The following is an 18013-nucleotide window of genomic DNA, read 5'->3' on the forward strand; positions in this document are numbered from 1 at the left end:
CTTCACGTGGGTGGTTGGAGCTGTGAGAGAAAAGAAGGGGTGGGCCCGGCGTCGGGCCCACCCCTGGGGTCGTGCGGATCAGGCGCAGTTGGCCACGGTCGCCTGCGAGGCGTCCTTGATCAGCGCCTGCTGGGCGTCGTGCACGGTCTTCACGTCCGGCTTGACGACCCTGCGGTCGTAGGTGATCAGGCCGTTCAGCTCACCTTCCACGTCGGTGATCTGCGTGTAGACGGCGCCGTTGCCGCCCTTGCAGGCGAGCTTGTGCACCTCGTCGAGCTTGGTGAGGTAGTCGTCCGTGTACGTCGCCGGGTCGACGTCGACGTAGGACTGCTGGACCGACCACGCGTGGCCTGGCACGGCGAGGCCGAGTCCGCCGTACTCGCCCGCGACCAGGGCCCGCTTGCCGTCGGGGTTCGGTGGCAGTGCCGGGCTCGGATAGCCGTGTTCGTCGAGGATGTCGCCGGTGCCGCCGTCCCGGCCCAGGTTGATCCCGGACATCGAGTTGATCAGGCGGGTCGGGTCCCAGGACTTGGCCTGGTCGGCGAGGCGCGCCTCGTCGTACTGGCCCCAGCCCTCGTTGAGGGTGACCCACATGACGACCGACGGGTGGTTGGAGTGCTGGTCGATCATGATCTTCATCTCGCGCTCGAACTCGGCGCGGGCGGCGGTGGAGGGGTTCACCCCGGCCGTCATCGCCGGCATGTCCTGCCACACCATCAGGCCGAGCTTGTCGGCCCAGTAGAACCAGCGGTCGGGTTCGACCTTGATGTGCTTGCGGACGGAGTTGAAGCCCATCTGCTTGTGCATCTTCAGGTCGTAGGCGAGCGCCTCGTCGCTGGGTGCGGTGTGCAGACCGTCCGGCCAGAAGCCCTGGTCGAGAGTGGCCATCATGAAGGTGGGCTTGCCGTTGAGGACGGTGCGCGGGGTGCCGTTCACCTGCTCGACGGCGATGGAGCGCATCCCGAAGTAGCTGCCGACGCGGTCCTTGCCGACGCTCACCTTGAGGTCGTAGAGGAACGGGTCGTCCGGGGTCCACAGGTGCGGCTTGCTGATCTTCAGGGTGAGCGGCTTGCCGGAGACGCCGGAGACGGTGCCGACCTTGCGCTTGCCCGCGTACGCCGTGGCCTGGACCGGGAGTCCGGCCCGCACGCCCGTGGTCTCGACGGCCACGTTGCTGTCCTTGACGTTCGGCGTCAGCTTCAGGTCGGTGACGCTGTCCTTGGCGACCGGCTCCATCCACACCGTCTGCCAGATGCCCGACGACGGGGTGTACCAGATGCCGCTGGGGTCGAGGCGCTGCTTGCCCATCGGCGGGTTCTCGCCGTTCGCGGCGTCCGTCGGGTCATAGACGCCGACGATCAGTTCCTGGGTGCGGCCCGGCTTCAGCGCGTCGGTGATGTCGGCGCTGAACTTGTCGTAGCCGCCCTTGTGATCGGCGACCTTCTTGCCGTTGACGTAGACCTCGGACTGCCAGTCGACGGCGCCGAAGTTCAGCTGGAGGTGCTGGTCCTTTCCGACCTTCCAGTTCTTGGGAACCGTGAAGGTGCGGCGGTACCACATGCGGTCCTCGTGCCGCTCGATCCCGGAGAGCTGGGACTCGACCGGGTAGGGCACGAGGATCTTCTCGGCGAGCTTCTTGCCGACCGGCACCGGGTCGCCCGACTTGGCGCCGGCGAACTCCCAACTGCCGTTCAGGTTCTGCCAGTCCGAGCGGGTCAGCTGAGGCCGCGGATACTCGCGGTGGGCGTTCTTGGGAGTGACGTCGTCACCCCACTTGGTGCTCAGCTGATACGTGGAGTGGTTCGGGCCGCTGGACCAGAACGACCCCACGGCCGTCCCGTCGCTGCCAGCCAGGCCGCCCTTGCCGTCGTAGTTCACGTCGGCGAGGCCCGGAGCGTCGCCGTCCTTGTTCCCGACGACGGGCTCCGTCAGGTTCACGAGCAGCGCCCGCGGGTCCTTCGGGTCGGCCTTGACGCTCTTGAGCGGCCACTTCGCGCCGCCGATCACGGCGGTCAGGTGGTCGTTGACGTCGCCCGCGACGGCGCCGAGCTTCTGCGCGAAGTCGAGCTTGAGGGTGCGGCCGTCGCCGAGCACGGTGGTGCCGATGGCACCGTCGTACGCCCAGTCGTCGGGGACCCGGAAGGCCGAGGAAGGGATCGCTTCCTTCTTCTCGCCCGGCTCGGTCCAGCGCACGTGCAGGTTGGACCCGCCGTAGTGCTCGAAGTACTCGACCTTGAAGTTGACCGCCTGTCCCGCGGTCAACTGGACTGCCTGGGACGTCTGTTCCTTGTCCCAGTCGTCGACCCAGTGGTCGATCACGAGCTTGTCGTCGACCCAGAGCCGGAAGCCGTTGTCGCCGGTGACGGAAAACGTTGTCAGGCCGGTCTTCTCCGGGACCAGCTTTCCGGTCCAGCGGACGTTCGCGTCGTCGGCGCTGCCGGTCGCCGACTGGAGCCGGGAGTCCAGGCTGCCGAAGTCGATCTGGGGGTCGAAGCCGGTGGCCTTCAACTTGTCGAAGTCGAAGGCTCCCGGGGCGGATTGGGTGTAGTACTCGCCCTTGAGCCCATGCGGCACGACCGGCTCGTCCGCGGCCGTGGCGGTGGGCGCCACGGTGAGTGCGGTGAAGCCGAGTGCCGCGGTGAGCAGCGGGGCCAGATGTCGGCCATGTCGTCTGAGGGTTCTGGTGCGCACGGATCCTCCAGTGCTGGACGCGTCCGGTGGAACACGTCGAGGAAGGGTGGCGGCTCGCCGCTCTAGTCGGTACAACTCGTCTGTACAACGTTGGAAGGAACGGCAGTTGGCATGACAGCACGCATTCCGGCGTGCTGTCCAGGGGCATGACGAGCGCACCCGGTGAGCGGGTGCGCCGAGCCGAAGGAGATTCCGTGCGGGTGAGCCTCAAGGATGTCGCGGAGCGCGCGGGCGTCTCGATCAAGACCGTGTCGAACGTGGTGAACAACTATCAGCACGTCACCCCGCAGATGCGCGCCCGCGTCCAGCTGGCCATCGACGAGCTCGGGTACCGCCCGAACCTGACCGCCCGCAACCTGCGCAAAGGTCGTACGGGGATCATCGCGCTCGCCGTTCCGGAACTCGGCAATCCGTACTTCGCGGAGCTCGCGGGCGCCGTGATCGACGCGGCCGCCGAGCACGATGTCACGGTGCTGCTCGACCACACCCGGGGCGAGCGCGAGCAGGAGGTCCTGGTCAGCCAGGGGTTCAGGGCCCGGGTGATCGACGGTCTCATCCTCAGCCCGCTGGAGCTGGAGGCGGAGGATCTGCGCGGCCGGGACGACGATGTGCCGCTGGTGCTGCTCGGCGAGCGCGAGTACGACCTGCCCTACGACCACATCGCCATCGACAACGTCTCGGCGGCCCGCACCGCCGTGCGCCATCTGCTCGGGCGGGGCCGCACCCGGATCGCCTACCTGGGCGAACGCACCGATTCGGCGAACCAGCCCGCACATCTGCGACTCGCGGGCTGGCGTGCGGAGTTGCTCGAAGCGGGCCTGCCGGCGCCGGACACGCAGGTGGGGGCGACCGGCGGCTGGGACCGGGGGGACGGCGCCGAGGCGATGGCGCGGATGCTGGACTCGGGGGTGCGTCCCGACGCCGTGTTCGCGTACAACGACCTGGTCGCGATCGGTGCGATGCGGGTCCTGCACGAGCGGGGCCTGAGGGTTCCGTGGGACGTGGCGGTGGTCGGCTTCGACGACATCGCGGAGGGGCGGTTCGGTGCGGTCACGCTGACCACGATGTCCCCGGACAAGCAGGCCATCGCCCGGCTCGCGGTGGAGTCCCTGCTGCGCCGCCTGGACCATCCGGAGCATCGCTCCGGACGTGAACTGAGCGCCGCCTACCGGCTGATCGAGCGGGAAAGCACCCTCGGCCGCCGCTGACCGTTCGGCCGTTTTGGACCGGGCGCGTCGGCACGAGTCGCTGCACGAGGTCTTTACAGCGTCCTTCCAACGATGTAAAAACCTCCCCTGTACCGCCGTTCCGACCGGTCGAACACATCCACCCCGTCAGCGCGTTCACGCGCCGGGCCGTGCCGTTTTGGGGAGCACCACATGACGCAGACCGCGCTCCATCGTTACCGCCGTTACTCCTCCAAGGCCCTGCTCGCGGCCGGCCTCGTGGCGAGCCTCGCGCTCGCCACCGGATGCGCCAAGTCCGAGGACGACAACTCCGGCTCCGACAAGGGAAGTTCCAGCTCGGAGGAGGCGAACGCCGGGCAGGAGGTGGCCTCCTCCGGTAGCGGCAAGACGTGTGACGTCTCCGCGTACGGCGGCAAGAAGCTCGACCTGAAGGGCGCCACCGTCGGCTTCTCGCAGTCCGAGAAGGAGGCCAACCCGTTCCGTATCGCGGAGACGGCGTCCCTCAAGGCAGAGGCGCAGAAGCGCGGGATCAAGCTGCTCACCGCCAACGCCCAGTCGCAGTTCTCCAAGCAGATCAGCGACGTCCAGGACCTCATCGCCAAGGGCGCCGACCTGCTGGTCATCGCACCGCTCAACTCCGACGGCTGGGAGCCCGTGCTGCGCGCGGCGAGCGCCAAGCACATCCCGATCGTCACCGTCGACCGCAAGATCAACGCGACGGCCTGCAAGGACTACGTGTCGTTCATCGGCTCGGACTTCGTCGAGCAGGGCAAGCGCGCCGCGGACCAGATGATCGAGACGACCGGCGGCAAGGGCACGATCGGCATCCTGCTCGGCGCCGCGGGCAACAACGTGACCACCGAGCGCACCAAGGGCTTCGAGGACCGGCTCAAGGAGAAGGCGCCGGGCCTGAAGGTCGTCTTCAAGCAGACCGGCGAGTTCGCCCGCGAGAAGGGCCAGCAGGTCACCGAGCAGCTCATCCAGTCCAAGCCCGACATCACCGGTATCTACGCCGAGAACGACGAGATGGGTCTCGGCGCCGTCAACGCGCTCAAGAGCGCGGGCAAGAAGGCCGGCGCCGTCAAGATCGTCACGGTCGACGGCACCCGCAACGCGGTGCAGGGCATCGTCGACGGCTGGATCTCCGGCGTCATCGAGTCCAACCCGCGCTTCGGCCCGCTCGCCTTCCAGACCCTGGACTCCTTCACCAAGGGCGACAAGGTCGGCCAGGACATCGTCATCAAGGACAGCGCGTACACCGAGGACAACGCCAAGACGGATCTGAACAAGGCCTTCTGACATGTTGTCGGCAAAGAATCTCAGTAAGACGTTCCCCGGCGTGCGTGCCCTCGACGGTGTCGATTTCACCGCGCGCGCCGGGGAGGTGCACGCGCTCATCGGGGAGAACGGGGCGGGCAAGTCCACGCTCATCAAGGTCCTCACCGGCGTGTACCAGCCCGACCCCGCCACCGAGAACGAAGGCGGCACGCTCAACTACGACGGTCAACAGGTCAGCTTCGCCACGCCACTTGAGGCGCAGCACGCGGGTATCTCCACCATCTACCAGGAGGTCAACCTCGTCCCCCTGATGAGCGTGGCCCGCAATCTGTTCATGGGCCGCGAGCCGCGGGGCCGCCTCGGTCTGATCGACTTCCGGCGGATGCACCGGGAGGCGGACGCGGCCCTGCGCGAGCTGGGCGTGCGCGTGGACGTGCAGCGCCCCTTGCGCGAACTCGGCATCGGCGCCCAGCAGATGGTGGCGCTGGCCCGCGCGGTCTCGGTCGACGCGAAGGTCGTCATCATGGACGAGCCGACGTCGTCGCTCGAACCGCGCGAGGTGCAGACGCTCTTCGGAGTGATCCGCATGCTGCGCGAGCGCGGCATCGCCGTGGTCTACGTCAGCCATCGCCTCGACGAGCTGTACGAGGTCTGCGACGCGGTCACCGTGCTGCGTGACGGCAAGGTCGTGCACACCGGCGAACTGGCCGACCTGGACCGGCTGCGTCTGGTCTCGCTCATGCTGGGCCGCGACATCGGCGACGTACAGGACGAGGGCCTCACCAAGTTCTCCGGCGAGCACGACGCGGGGGCCGAACCGATCTTGCAGGCACAGGAGTTGACGGTCCGCCACCAGTTGCACGGCGTGTCGATCGACGTGCGGCCCGGGGAGGTCGTCGGCCTCGGCGGGCTCCTCGGGTCGGGGCGCAGCGAGACCGCGAAGGCGATCGCGGGCGCGCTGGCCACGGACAGCGGCCGGGTCACGGTGGCGGGCTCCGCGGTGCGTACGGGCTCGACGCCCGCCGCGATCCGCGCCGGCATCAGTCTGCTGCCGGAGGACCGCAAGGCGGAGGGGATCGTGCCGGGTCTGTCGGTGCGCGAGAACATCGCGCTCGCCGCGCTGCCCGGCCTGTCCCGCTTCGGTCTGGTCGACGAGGCGCGTATCGACAAGATCGTCGACACGTTCGTCAAGCGGCTGCGCATCAAGTCCGCGGGACCGCACCAGAAGGTGGGCGAGCTGTCGGGCGGCAACCAGCAGAAGGTGCTGCTCGCGCGCTGGCTCGCGATGAACCCGAAGGTACTGCTGCTCGACGAGCCGACCCGCGGCATCGACGTCGGGGCCAAGGCCGAAGTCCAGAAGCTCATCGACGAGTTGGCGGACGACGGGCTCGGCGTACTGCTGATCTCCTCGGACATGGAGGAGCTGATCGAGGGCTCGGACCGGGTCGTCGTCCTCAAGGACGGCGCCGTGGTCGCGGAGCTCACCGGTGACGCGGTCACGGAGGACCGACTGATGCGTGCCATCGCCGCAACACCCGCTGGAGGGCCGTCCGTTGACTGACCTCTCCCTGGGCAGGGCCGGCGTCGACCGCGACCGGCTGCTGCGCCTGTTGCAGGAGTACGGCGTCTATCTCGGCGTCGCCGTCCTGCTCGTGGCGAACATCGCCTTCACGCCGCACTTCCTGTCGGCCGAGAACTTCCGCACGCAGGCCGTGCAGGTCGCGCCCGTCCTCATCGTGGCGCTCGGCATGGCTCTGGCCATCGGCACCGAGGGCGTCGATCTGTCGGTCGGCTCGGTGATGGCGCTCGCCACGTCGCTGATCTCCCTCTACCTCGGATACGGGGTGTGGATCGCGCTGGTCGCGGCCCTCGTCGGCGGGGCCCTGGTCGGCGTCGCGAACGGTGCGCTGATCGCGTTCATCGGCGTCCAGCCCATCGTCGCCACCCTGGCGTTGATGGTCGCGGGCCGCGGTCTCGCACTCGTCCTGCTGCCTCAGCTCAAGGACGTCCGCGACCCGGGCCTGCGCTCGCTCGGCACCGGGGACGTCCTGGGCATCCCGTATCTGGTGCTGATCGCGGCGGCCCTCGCGCTGCTCGTGGCGTTCGTGGTGCGGCGCACCACGTTCGGCCGTCAGCTCCTCGCGATCGGCGACAGCCGCCCGGCGGCGAAGCTCGCGGGGCTGCCCGTGCGGCGCGTCCTGATCCTCGTCTACGTGGTGTCCGGTGTGCTGGCCGCGACGGCCGGTGTCCTCGCGACCGCCCGCCTGACCGCGAGCGACCCGACCTCGCTCGGCAATCTGATGGAACTCTCCGCGATCACCGCGGTCGTGGTCGGCGGCACCCCGCTCACCGGCGGCCGGGTGCGGATCGGCGGCACCGTGGCCGGCGCGGTCCTCATCCAGCTCCTGACGGCCACGCTCATCAAGCACGACCTGCCGCCGTCGTGGACGCAGATCGCCCAGGCCGTGGTGATCATCCTCGCCGTCTACGCGGCCAGGGAACGGGGGAAGCGATGACGATGACCGATGTCGAAGCGGCACAGCCGGCCAAGGACGCCCAGGAGGAACCGCTCGGCGCGACGCGCGCGGAGCGGCTGAGCGCACTGGCCCAACAGCACGGCGCGCTGGTCACGTTGGTGATCGCGGTGATCGTCGCCTCGCTCTCCTTCGACACGTTCCTGACGGGCGACAACCTGGAGAACATGGCGCTGTCGTCCGCGTTCCTCGCGGTCGTGGCGCTCGGCATGACGTTCGTGATCGTGACGGGCGGCATCGACCTGTCGGTCGGTTCGCTGTTCGCGCTCGGCGGTGTGCTGGCGGCCTGGGGCTCCCAGTACGGGACGGTGGTGGCGCTGCTGCTGCCGCTGGCGGTGTGCGGTCTCATCGGCCTTGTCAACGGGCTGCTGATCGCCCGCTCGCGCCTCGCCCCCTTCATCGTGACGCTGGCGGCGATGCTCGGCGCGCGGGGCATCCTCCTCGCGGTGACCGACGAGGGCTCGAAGACGTACCTCGTCGACAAGTCGACCTTCTTCGCGTCGCTCGGCCAGGACAAGTGGTTCGGCATCGGTGTCCCGGTCTGGATCACGCTGGCGCTGTTCGTGCTCGGCGCGCTCGTGCTGCGCCGCACCCGGTTCGGACAGTACGTGTACGCGGTCGGCGGCAACGAGGACGCGGCGGCCCTGATGGGCGCGCCGGTGGCCCGCACGAAGATCGGCGTCTACACGTTGTCCGGTCTCTGCGCGGGCCTGGCCGGTGCGCTGAACGCGGCCTGGCTGGTGTCGGGCGTGACGATCCTCGGCTCCGGCATGGAGCTGGAGGCGATCTCGGCGGTCGTCATCGGCGGCACCCTGCTGTCGGGCGGTTTCGGGTTCATCAGCGGTTCGCTGGTGGGCGTGCTCCTCCTCAAGGTGATCCAGAACGTGATCAACCAGATCGGCTCGCTGGACTCCGCGTATCAGCAGGTGGTCAGCGGGGCGTTCCTGGCCGTCGTGGTGATCGCGCAGACGTGGCTGGGGCGGCGGCGCCGGGTGCTGTGATCCTGGCGCGGGCCCGCGCCCACGGTGCGCGTACGACCGTGGGCGCGTGGCTCAGTGCACCGCTTGGCCCTTGCCGAGGGCTATCACGCCGCCCTTCGACACCGTGTAGAGCTCCGCGTCCCGGACCGGGTTGACGCCGATCGTCGCTCCGGCCGGCACCTCCACGTTCTTGTCGAGGACGGCGCCGCGCACCACCGCTCCCCTGCCGACCCGCACGTTGTCGTGCAGGACCGAGCTCTGGACGACCGCCCCGTCCTCGATCGTCACGCCCGGGGAGAGGACGGAACCGGTGACCTGGCCGCGGATGACACAGCCGGGGCTGACGATCGACTCGCTCGCGATGCCGGCCGCGCAGAACTTGGCCGGTGGCAGCTGCCCGGAGTGCGTGTAGATGGGCCAGCGCCGGTTGTCCAGGTTGAACATCGGCTCGTCCGAGATGAGATCCATGTGGGCCTCGTAGTACGTGTCGAGGGTGCCGACGTCGCGCCAGTAGCCGTGGTCCCGGACGGTCTCGCCCGGGACGTGGTTCGCGTCGAAGTCGTAGACCTGGGCGACACCGCGCTCGGTGAGCATCGGCAGGATCGAACCGCCCATGTCGTGCACCGAGTCGTCGTCCTCCGCGTCCTGCAGCAGCGCGTCGACGAGGGTCTTGGTGGTGAAGAGGTAGTTGCCCATCGAGGCGAACACCTGGTTCGGCGTGCCGGGCAGCGGCGGCGGGTCCGAGGGCTTCTCCAGGAACGCCTCGATGCGGGTGCTGTCGTGGGCCGGCGTGATGACGCCGAAGGACGGTGCCTGCGCGCGCGGCACCCGGATGCCCGCGACGGTGACGCCCGCGCCGGACTCGATGTGCTGCGCGAGCATCTGCCGCGGGTCCATCCGGTACACGTGGTCGGCGCCGAACACCGCGATGAAGTCGGGCTGTTCGTCGTGGACGAGGTTGAGGGACTGCAGGATCGCGTCGGCGCTGCCCGAGTACCAGCGCGGGCCGAGCCGCTGCTGGGCCGGGACGGGCGTCACGTAGTTGCCGAGCAGGCTCGACATCCGCCACGTCGTGGTGACGTGCCGGTCCAGCGAGTGCGACTTGTACTGCGTCAGCACGCAGATGCGCAGGATGTCGCCGTTCACCAGGTTCGACAGGGCGAAGTCGACGAGGCGGTACGTGCCGCCGAACGTCACCGCGGGCTTCGCCCGGTCCGCGGTCAGCGGCAGCAGCCGCTTCCCCTCTCCTCCCGCCAGTACGATCCCGAGCACCGAAGGCCCACCACGCATGCCCGCCCCCTTCATGTCCCCGCGCTCTAGGCGCCGTTGAGGATCTCCTCGTACAGGTCGACCGTGCGCCGGGCCACCGCGGCCCAGCCGAACTCCGCGGCTGCCCGCTCCCGTCCGGCCTCCCCCATGCGGCGCGCCGCGCCGGGGTCGCCGACCACCTCGTTCAGGGCGCGCGCGAGGCCCGCCTCGAACGCCGCCGGGTCCGCCTCCGCGTACGGGACGAGTACCCCGCTCTCGCCGTCCGTCACCACCTCGGGGATGCCGCCGACCCGGGACGCGACGACCGCGGTACCGCAGGCCATCGCCTCCAGGTTGACGATGCCGAGCGGCTCGTACACCGACGGGCACACGAACACCGTGGCGTGCGTGAGGAGTTGGACGACCTCGGCGCGCGGCAGCATGGACGGGATCCAGCACACCCCGTCGCGGGTCTCCTTCAACTCCGTGACCAGCTCCCGGAATTCACGGCCGATCTCCGGCGTGTCCGGCGCCCCGGCGCAGAGCACCAGCTGCACGTCCTTCGCGAGCTCGCGGGCCGCGCGCAGCAGATGGGGCACACCCTTCTGGCGGGTGATGCGGCCGACGAAGACGACGTACGGGCGCTGCGGATCGATGCCGAAGCGGGTGAGCACCTCGGTGCCGGGGTCGGCCCGGTAGAGCTCCACGTCGATGCCGTTGTGCACGACGCGGACGCGCTTGGGGTTCAGGGCCGGATAGCAGGCGAGGATGTCGTCGCGCATCGCTCGCGACACCGCGATCACGCCGTGCGCCGCCTCGATCGCCGTGCGTTCCGCCCAGGACGACAGCGCGTAACCGCCACCCAGCTGCTCGGCCTTCCAGGGGCGCAGCGGCTCCAGGGAGTGCGCGGTCATCACGTGCGGGACGCCGAGCTGGAGGGCCGCCAGGTGGCCCGCCAGGTTGGTGTACCAGGTGTGGGAGTGGACGAGGTCGCGGCCGTCGAGGGCGGCGGCCATGGACAGGTCCACGGAGAGGGTGCGCAGCGCGTCGTTCGCCCCGTCTAGCGCCGGCCAGGCGCGGTGGCGGCGCACTCCGTCGGCCGTCCCCTCGCCCCACGTGTGGACGTCGAGGTCGACGAGCGGGCGCAACTCCCTTGCCAGGAACTCGACATGCACTCCGGCACCGCCGTAGACGTCCGGCGGGTACTCCCTGCTGAGCAGTCCCACACGCACGCGCGGCCCCCGTTCGCTCGTCCCCACTTGCCCAGGTCGGTCGTGCTCGCACCGCACCTCATGCTTACCCATCGACGCCCCTCGCGGAAGAGTGCGTACCGTAAGTGCCCCTATCCGGCCCGCTACCACCCGTCCAGGGGATGACTCACGATGCGGCGTACTCCATCGGTAGTAGGACCCAATGCCTGCTCAGGTCGGACGACAGGAGCGCGTGCGCGAGAGATCGTAGAGAGTATGAAAACCGACCGTGCGCCGCACCGCACCGCAGGGGGCGCCAGATGAGTGCCCTCGCGCTGGCCGTGCTGCTCTCCCTGGTCTCTGCGGTCGCCTACGCAGGCGGGGCGATCGTGCAGGAGCGGGTGGCACAGACGTCGCCGGAGTCGGCGTACGCGCCGTTGCGCAGGCCTGCCTGGTGGGGTGCCGGGTGTCTGAACGGTCTGGGCGCGCTGCTGCATGTCATCGCTCTGGCGTACGGTCCGCTGAGCCTGGTCCAGCCGCTGGGCGCCCTGACGATCGTGCTGGCGCTGCCGATGGCGGCGCTGCTGGTGCGGCGCCGGGCCGGGGCCGCCGCCTGGCGCGGGGCGATCATGGCGACGGTCGGGCTCGCGGGTCTGCTGGCGCTGACCGGCTCGGCCTCCGAGGACTCCCTGGACGGGACCGAGCGCCTGCTGGTCGGGGTGATCACGGCCGGCGGCGTGCTGGTGCTCATGATGTCGGCCCGCGCCGCTCACCGGCATCCCGTGGTGCGCGCGGTGCTGCTCGCGATAGCGGCGGGCAGCGCGTTCGGCATGGCCTCGGTGTTCACGAAGTCGGTGGCCGTCGACTGGTCGGGCGAGCCGCTCGAGCAGCTCAGCACTCTGCTGGCGATCGCGGCCCTGGCGACGACGGGCATGCTCCTGTCGCAGGCCTCCTACCGGGGCGCGGGCCTGGCGGCCCCGCTGGCCACCGCGACCGTGGTGAACCCGGTGGTGGCCGCGGCGGTCGGCCTCACCCTGTTCGGCGAGAGTTTCCGGCACGGCACGATCGGCACGGTCCTGGCGCTCGGCTGCGGCGTGGTGGCCGCGGGCGGCCTGATACTGCTGACGACCGAGCGCATCGGCCGGGACCGCGACGCGCAGGTGATCGCCCAGCACTCACCCCCCGTGCCGGACAGCCCGGCCGGGCTCGACACCATGCCGAGCCGGACCGCACCGAACCGGACCATGCCGAACCAGCAGAAGCCGCCCTCCGACGACTCCGCGGTAGGGAACGTCAGATCCTGACGCCGTGGGCCCGCAGATACGCGAGCGGGTCGATGTCGCTGCCGAAGCCGGGCCCCGTCCGCACCTCGAAGTGCAGATGCGGGCCCGTGCTGTTGCCGGTGGACCCCGAGCGGGCGATGCGCTGGCCCTCCACCACACGCTGCCCGCTCTTCACGGACAGTGCCGACAGGTGCCCGTACTGGCTGTAGTGGCCGTCAGCGTGGCGGATCACCACTTCGTAGCCGTACGAGCCTCCCCAGCCCGCCGAGACGATCTTCCCCGCGGCGACGGCCTTGACGGTGGTGCCGGTGGGCACGGCGAAGTCCACCCCGGTGTGGTAGCCCTTCGACCAGGAGGAACCGGCGGCGTGGTACGGCGTGCCGAGACCGGCGTGCACGGGGGCCACGAAGTGGTGCGAGGCGGTCTGGGTGGCCGTGGCCTTCTTGGTCTCGACCTTCTTGGTCTCGACCTTCTTGGACTGGGCCGTTTTCGGCTGGGCCTGCTGCGGGTGCGTCTTCTTGGGCTCGGCCTTCCTGGGCTGAGCCTTCTGAGACTGCTGGGTCTTCTGAGGCTTCTGGGGCTTCTTGGGTTCGGCCGTCTTGGTGGACGCGCCGGGCATCGAGAGCCGCTGGCCCGGAATGATCAGGTCCGGGTCGGTGCCGATGGCCTTGCGGTTGGCCGAGTACAGCCGCTCCCAGCCGCCGGGCACCTTGCGGGTCTCCGCGATGCCGGAGAGCGTGTCGCCGCCGACCACGGTGTACATCTCGGCGCGGCCCGCGGTCGACTGCGGGGTCACCTCGGGCTTCACGTCCTTGACCGTGCGGACAGCGGTTCGCTCGCTGGTGCGCTCGGGCGTGCTCCGGGGCGCCTGCTCCGACGTACGGGACAGGCTCGCGCGCTGCGAACACACCGGCCAGGCGCCGGGGCCCTGCCCCTTCAGGACCTTCTCGGCGACCGCGATCTGCTGATCCTTGGTGGCCAGGTCGGCGCGCGAGGCGTACGCCGTGCCGCCGTACGCGGCCCAGGTGGAGCGGGTGAACTGCAGGCCTCCGTAGAAGCCATTGCCCGTGTTGACGCTCCAGTTGCTGCTGGACTCGCACGCGGCGACCTTGTTCCACGTGTGCACGTCCGCGGCCTGCGCGGTGCCCGCGCCGATCAGCGGGATCGCCATGCCGGCGCCGCCGACGGTCACGGTAAGCGATGCCCGGTTGACCCGGCTCGGCTGGTACCGGCGGTGCCGGCCGCGTAACGCCATGGGAGCTCCCTCTCGAAACCTGAGAACCGAAAACCTGTACAGGCATACGTAGGAGCCGCAAATTAGCCGCTCCTCCCCAGTCGTGACAAGGGCTCCGGGAGCCACCCTGGCTGCTTTCAGCCCCTCAAGTGGCCGGGAATCCACCGCAGTTGGACCGCTTGCTGGAAGGGGCCGCCGCCCTCGTGGTCATTGAAGGCGTACACCTCCATGGAACGCTCCGTGCCTGCCCAGTGGTTGTGCGCCGCGAACACCGTGGACGGCGGGCAGGTCAGATCCTCCAGCGCCGCGGAGAACAGACCGGGCGCGGTCGCGCGGGCCGCGAAATTCATGCCGTCGAAGTACGAGAGCGTCCGGAAGACGCGCTCGTCCTCGCCGATGTGCGCCTTGAGGTAAAGAGCGATCTCCCGATAGGGGTGACGCTCCGTGAGCGTGGCCGCGCGGCCGAAGTGACACAGGAACGGCACGTCGGACGCGGCCGCCTTGAGGTCGGGTACGAGGCCGGCCACGGCGATCGTGATGCCGCCGCCCTGGCTGCCGCCGGCCACGGCGACGCGCGAGGCGTCGATCAGCGGGTGCGAGCGGGCCGCGTCGACGGCGCGCACGGCGTCCGTGTAGACGCGGCGGTAGTAGTAGTCGTGCGGGTCCTGGATACCCCGCGTCATGAATCCGGGGACCGCCGGCCCACTGCCGACGGGGTCCGGGGTCTCCCCGACGCTGCCGCCGCTGCCCTGGCCCCGGGTGTCCATCACGAAGTGCGCGAATCCGGCGGCGGCCCATCTGAGGTGAGTGTGCGGCAGGCCCCGGCCGCCGCCGTAGCCGATGTACTCGACGACGGCCGGTATCGGCTCCGTGGTGCCCGCGGGAAGGATCAGCCAGCCCTTCACGGGATGCCCGCCGAAGCCCGCATACGTAACGTCGAACACGTCGACCGCCGTGAGCGGTGTGTCGACCGGCTGGAAACGTGCGTCGAGGTCGTGGTCCCTGGCTTCGGCCAGGGTCTTCTCCCAGAAGGCGTCGAAATCGTCGAGGGCCGTCAAAGCGGGCTTGTAGGCACGCAGTTCGTCGAGCGGCAGGTCGAAATGAGGCACGCACGGCTCCAGCATCGTAGAGAGTTCACGAGAGGATCGGTGGGGGGTGGAGCCTCACGCTACGCCCCACCGCACGACAACTGGACAAGATCTTTCATTTTCCCAATCCAGGAGCGACAGGCATGAGCACTACAGCCCAGATCGGTGTCACCGGGCTCGCTGTCATGGGGCGCAACCTCGCCCGCAACTTCGCACGGAACGGATACACGGTCGCTCTCCACAACCGCACCGCGTCCCGTACGCACCAGCTGGTGGAGGAGTTCGGCGAAGAGGGCATCTTCGTGCCGACCGAGTCAGCCGAGGACTTCGTGGCCGCGCTCGAACGGCCGCGGCGCCTCGTGGTCATGGTGAAGGCGGGCGAGCCGACGGACGCGGTGATCAAGGAGTTCGCGCCGCTCCTGGAGCCCGGCGACATGATCGTCGACGGTGGCAACGCGCACTTCGCCGACACCCGCCGCCGCGAGAAGGAGCTGCGCGAGCAGGGCATCCACTTCGTCGGCACCGGTGTCTCCGGCGGCGAGGAAGGCGCACTGCACGGGCCGAGCATCATGCCCGGCGGCAGCGTCGAGTCGTACAAGTCGCTCGGCCCGATGCTGGAGAAGATCTCCGCGAAGGCGAAGGACGGCGCCCCGTGCGTGACGCACGTCGGGCCGGACGGCGCGGGCCACTTCGTGAAGATGGTGCACAACGGCATCGAGTACGCCGACATGCAACTCATCGGCGAGGCCTACCAGTTGCTGCGCGAGGTCGCCGGATACTCGCCCGCGCAGATCGCGGACATCTTCCGTACGTGGAACACGGGGCGCCTCGACTCGTACCTGATCGAGATCACGGCGGAGGTCCTCTCGCACGTGGACGCCGCCACCGGTAAGCCGTTCGTGGACGTCGTCGAGGACCAGGCCGAGCAGAAGGGCACCGGCCGCTGGACGGTGCAGATCGCGCTCGATCTGGGCGTGCCGGTGTCCGGCATCGCCGAAGCGGTGTTCGCGCGCTCGCTGTCCGGGCACGCCGAACTGCGCGCCGCGTCGAAGGAGTTGGCGGGCCCGACGGCCACGCCGCTGAGCGAGTCGGAAGCCTCGGCCTTCGCCGACAAGGTCGAGCAGGCCCTCTACGCCTCGAAGATCGTGTCGTACACGCAGGGCTTCCACGAGATCGCCGCGGGCAGCGAGGAGTACGACTGGAACATCGACTCCGGGGCGGTGGCCCGCATCTGGCGCGGCGGCTGCATCATCCGGGCGGCGTTCCTGGACCGGATCACCGCGGCGTACGAGGCCGAGCCCGGCCTGGTCTCGCTCCTGTCCGACAAGAGCTTCGCGGACGAGATCGCGACGGCGCAGGACGACTGGCGTGCCGTCCTGGTCGCCGCGACCACGCAGGGCGTGCCCACGCCGGGCTTCGCCGCCGCGCTGGCGTACTACGACGCGCTGCGCGCCGAGCGCCTGCCGGCCGCGCTCACGCAGGGCCAGCGGGACTACTTCGGCGCGCACACGTACCGCAGGGTCGACCGGGAGGGCTCGTTCCACACGCTGTGGGGCGGTGACCGCTCCGAGGTCGACGCCTAGGATCTCGCCGACTGCCTCACACGGGTGACGGCTCGGGCTCCGGCGGCCCCGGGTCGGGCTCCGGCAGCGGGCCCGGCGGCGCCGGAGACGGCGGAGGCTGGGGCACCGGGCCCGGTCCTGGCTTCGGGAACGGGTCCGGAGCCGGTACCGGGGCCGGCTCCGGGACATCGGGTCCCGGGCCGGGGACCGGAGTCGGGCTCGGCGGGGCGGGATCGGGGAAAGGCTGGGTCATCGCACTGCCTCCATGGGTTCGGAGGGGGGTCGTGTCCACTGTCTCCCGTGTCGCGTGCCCACGCTCGCCGAACCCACGCGTCCGGTCGCGTCCCGTCAGCCGTCGGTACGGGTCAGACGCACCACGGGGATGTCCCGGCTGGTCTTCTTCTGGTAGTCCGCGTAGGGCGGGAACAGCTCGACCAGCGAATCCCAGACGCGTGCCTTGTCCTCTGACGACAGCGTCTCGGCGCGCGCGGTGAACCGCTCGGTGTTCACCCGCAGCCGTACGTCCGGGTTGGCCTGCAGGTTCAGATACCACAGCGGGTGATCGTCGGCACCGCCGTAGGAGGCCACGATCAGGTAGTCGTCACCGTCCCGGCCGTAGATCAGGACGGTACGCCGCCACTGCCCCGACTTACGGCCTTCGTAGTCGAGCAGCAGGCACGGAGCGCCTTGCAGGGTGGTGCCCTTGGTGCCGCCGGACTCTTCGTAGGTGCGGGCCTGCTTTGCCACCCATCCGGCGGGGCTGATGGCGACATCGCTGTCGGTCATGTCGGCTCCTCTCACTCGGTGCTGTGCTCGCTGGGCACTGTGCCCGTGCGCGAATTCTCCTCAACCTAAGAGCCTGTGTCATATCCCGGGCCGGATCAGCGCGCGTCGTCCGGTGCGTGCGAACGCAAGGCGCCGGAAGGTCCTGGATGGGGGTCCCCCTGCTCGAGCGGAGCCGAGAGCTTGGGGGAGGAGCTACTCGGGCATTTCGGCAACGCCGCGAGCGTGCGTGCCAGGCGGCGCGCGCCCGGCCGGGGATATGACACAGGCTCTAAGCCTTTTTGACAGTCGCGCATTCCGTGGCCGCGGCTTCGAACCCGGGGCGCGGGCTGGACAGCACCAGGAGCGCGGTGCGGGTGCGGTCGGCGGCGTCGGTCATGGAGGCCTGCGCGAGGACGATCGCGTCGGCGTCGGTGACGGAGTCGACGGCGGCCGCGACGCGGTCGAGGTAACCGTCCCGGTCACCGGCGAGGAACCGCTCCCAGGCCCCGTCGACGAACACGGTGCGCACGTCCACGGCCCGCCCGGCCCGCGCGGCCTCCTCCTCGACGAGGGCGACGGTCGGCGCGAAAGTGCTGTGCACCGTGGCGACGACGGCGATCCGGGGCCCCGCGGCGACGGCCCGCGCGGCCATCGGCCGGTCCACGCGCAGCACCGGGACCCCGAGGGCGGGGGCCAGTTCCTCCGCGACACCGCCGATGCTGGAGCAGGTGCACAGCACGGCGTCCGCGCCGTCCCGCTCCGCCGCCTCCAGGAGCGCCCGCACGTCGTCGGCGACCGAGTCCGGGCCCGACTCGCCGGCCCGCACCAACAGGTCCTCCCGCACGATGTGGCGCAGCGTGAGCTCCGGGTGACCGGTGTCGCGCAGGGCGTCGAAGACGGGGACGTGCGCGGGTGAGGTGTGCAGGAGCGTGAGGATCATGCCCGGCACCCTACTGACCGGGGTGCGGGCGGG

14 protein-coding genes are annotated in these 18013 nt (G+C 70.0%); 7 read left to right on the forward strand and 7 right to left on the reverse strand.

Annotated features, from left to right (window positions below):
* Positions 1-78: 78 nt before the first annotated feature.
* On the reverse strand, positions 79-2691 hold the full coding sequence (locus tag ACIREE_RS05635; RefSeq protein ID WP_404146657.1) for a PA14 domain-containing protein: 2613 nt from the start codon (positions 2689-2691) through the stop codon (positions 79-81).
* Between the two features lie 194 nt (positions 2692-2885).
* Here ACIREE_RS05635 and ACIREE_RS05640 point away from each other — a divergent pair, with 194 nt between their 5' ends.
* The 5 genes from ACIREE_RS05640 to ACIREE_RS05660 all read left to right on the forward strand — a co-directional run bounded on the left by ACIREE_RS05640 (position 2886) and on the right by ACIREE_RS05660 (position 8691).
* Positions 2886-3899, forward strand: coding sequence for a LacI family DNA-binding transcriptional regulator (locus ACIREE_RS05640; RefSeq protein WP_404146660.1), 1014 nt, complete (start codon positions 2886-2888; stop codon positions 3897-3899).
* Between the two features lie 171 nt (positions 3900-4070).
* Positions 4071-5177 (forward strand): ABC transporter substrate-binding protein, encoded by a 1107-nt coding sequence (locus tag ACIREE_RS05645; RefSeq protein ID WP_404146663.1) that lies wholly within the window; start codon positions 4071-4073, stop codon positions 5175-5177.
* A 1-nt stretch (position 5178) separates the two neighbouring features.
* The gene (locus ACIREE_RS05650) at positions 5179-6717 is read left to right on the forward strand and encodes a sugar ABC transporter ATP-binding protein (RefSeq protein ID WP_404146666.1); all 1539 of its coding nucleotides are present in this window, start codon (positions 5179-5181) and stop codon (positions 6715-6717) included.
* Positions 6710-7672 (forward strand): ABC transporter permease, encoded by a 963-nt coding sequence (locus ACIREE_RS05655; RefSeq protein ID WP_404146669.1) that lies wholly within the window; start codon positions 6710-6712, stop codon positions 7670-7672. Before ACIREE_RS05650 ends, ACIREE_RS05655 begins: the two co-directional genes overlap by 8 nt.
* Positions 7669-8691 (forward strand): ABC transporter permease, encoded by a 1023-nt coding sequence (locus tag ACIREE_RS05660; protein ID WP_404146671.1) that lies wholly within the window; start codon positions 7669-7671, stop codon positions 8689-8691. The genes ACIREE_RS05655 and ACIREE_RS05660 overlap by 4 nt, the downstream gene beginning before the upstream one ends.
* 51 nt (positions 8692-8742) lie before the next feature.
* Here ACIREE_RS05660 and glgC read toward each other — a convergent pair whose 3' ends face one another.
* Entirely contained in the window at positions 8743-9960 is a 1218-nt protein-coding gene (glgC, locus tag ACIREE_RS05665; RefSeq protein WP_404146673.1) for a glucose-1-phosphate adenylyltransferase, read from the reverse strand.
* A gap of 26 nt (positions 9961-9986) precedes the next feature.
* Positions 9987-11144 carry a glycogen synthase gene (gene glgA, locus ACIREE_RS05670; protein ID WP_404146852.1) on the reverse strand — a complete coding sequence of 386 codons (1158 nt, stop codon included), beginning with the start codon at positions 11142-11144 and terminating at the stop codon, positions 9987-9989.
* Positions 11145-11428: 284 nt separating this feature from the next.
* Here glgA and ACIREE_RS05675 point away from each other — a divergent pair, with 284 nt between their 5' ends.
* On the forward strand, positions 11429-12412 hold the full coding sequence (locus ACIREE_RS05675) for a DMT family transporter (protein ID WP_404146676.1): 984 nt from the start codon (positions 11429-11431) through the stop codon (positions 12410-12412).
* Here the strand turns inward: ACIREE_RS05675 and ACIREE_RS05680 are convergent.
* Both ACIREE_RS05680 and ACIREE_RS05685 read right to left on the reverse strand, forming a co-directional pair.
* Positions 12402-13646 carry a transglycosylase family protein gene (locus ACIREE_RS05680; protein WP_404146679.1) on the reverse strand — a complete coding sequence of 415 codons (1245 nt, stop codon included), beginning with the start codon at positions 13644-13646 and terminating at the stop codon, positions 12402-12404. The genes ACIREE_RS05675 and ACIREE_RS05680 overlap by 11 nt on opposite strands.
* A 116-nt stretch (positions 13647-13762) precedes the next feature.
* A complete protein-coding gene (locus ACIREE_RS05685) occupies positions 13763-14734 on the reverse strand; it encodes an acetylxylan esterase (RefSeq protein ID WP_404146682.1) in 972 nt (323 codons plus the stop codon).
* A gap of 122 nt (positions 14735-14856) precedes the next feature.
* Between ACIREE_RS05685 and gndA the strand changes: the two genes are divergently transcribed.
* A complete protein-coding gene (gene gndA / locus ACIREE_RS05690; protein WP_404146685.1) occupies positions 14857-16296 on the forward strand; it encodes an NADP-dependent phosphogluconate dehydrogenase in 1440 nt (479 codons plus the stop codon).
* A gap of 327 nt (positions 16297-16623) precedes the next feature.
* Here the strand turns inward: gndA and ACIREE_RS05695 are convergent, their stop codons facing one another.
* Both ACIREE_RS05695 and ACIREE_RS05700 read right to left on the reverse strand, forming a co-directional pair.
* A complete protein-coding gene (locus tag ACIREE_RS05695; RefSeq protein WP_404146688.1) occupies positions 16624-17061 on the reverse strand; it encodes a nitroreductase family deazaflavin-dependent oxidoreductase in 438 nt (145 codons plus the stop codon).
* 268 nt (positions 17062-17329) lie between these two features.
* Positions 17330-17980: an aspartate/glutamate racemase family protein gene (locus ACIREE_RS05700; RefSeq protein WP_404146691.1), complete on the reverse strand. Its 651-nt coding sequence runs from the start codon at positions 17978-17980 to the stop codon at positions 17330-17332.
* Positions 17981-18013: the final 33 nt, after the last annotated feature.

The sequence above is a fragment of the Streptomyces sp. NPDC102467 genome (assembly GCF_044765445.1).
Taxonomy (GTDB): Bacteria; Actinomycetota; Actinomycetes; order Streptomycetales; family Streptomycetaceae; genus Streptomyces.

Excerpts from the sequence above, each read along its gene's own strand:
- ACIREE_RS05645 (WP_404146663.1), top strand. The coding sequence starts at position 4,071 with ATGACGCAGACCGCGCTCCATCGTTACCGCCGTTACTCCTCCAAGGCC.
- ACIREE_RS05650 (WP_404146666.1), top strand. The coding sequence starts at position 5,179 with ATGTTGTCGGCAAAGAATCTCAGTAAGACGTTCCCCGGCGTGCGTGCC.
- ACIREE_RS05660 (WP_404146671.1), top strand. The coding sequence starts at position 7,669 with ATGACGATGACCGATGTCGAAGCGGCACAGCCGGCCAAGGACGCCCAG.
- glgC (WP_404146673.1), bottom strand. The coding sequence starts at position 9,960 with ATGCGTGGTGGGCCTTCGGTGCTCGGGATCGTACTGGCGGGAGGAGAG.
- ACIREE_RS05675 (WP_404146676.1), top strand. The coding sequence starts at position 11,429 with ATGAGTGCCCTCGCGCTGGCCGTGCTGCTCTCCCTGGTCTCTGCGGTC.
- ACIREE_RS05680 (WP_404146679.1), bottom strand. The coding sequence starts at position 13,646 with ATGGCGTTACGCGGCCGGCACCGCCGGTACCAGCCGAGCCGGGTCAAC.
- gndA (WP_404146685.1), top strand. The coding sequence starts at position 14,857 with ATGAGCACTACAGCCCAGATCGGTGTCACCGGGCTCGCTGTCATGGGG.
- ACIREE_RS05695 (WP_404146688.1), bottom strand. The coding sequence starts at position 17,061 with ATGACCGACAGCGATGTCGCCATCAGCCCCGCCGGATGGGTGGCAAAG.
- ACIREE_RS05700 (WP_404146691.1), bottom strand. The coding sequence starts at position 17,980 with ATGATCCTCACGCTCCTGCACACCTCACCCGCGCACGTCCCCGTCTTC.